We start from the raw sequence: 207 nt of genomic DNA on the forward strand, positions 1-207 counted from the left end.
AGAAAGAAAAATTCTTCAAAAAACAACTTGACAGCAAATGAGGGTGCTGTAAGATGCGCGCCTCGGTTGAGGCGAAAGCCTCAGCCAAACGTTCTTTAACAACTGAATCAAGCAATTCGTGTGGGTGCTTGTGAGTTAAGACTGACTGATCGCAAGATTATCAGCATCACAAGTAACACTCGTGAATTCGAGAGTTTTTTGCGATTG

It is taken from the genome of Pseudomonas sp. PA15(2017) (assembly GCF_001945395.1).
Classification (GTDB): domain Bacteria; phylum Pseudomonadota; class Gammaproteobacteria; order Pseudomonadales; family Pseudomonadaceae; genus Aquipseudomonas.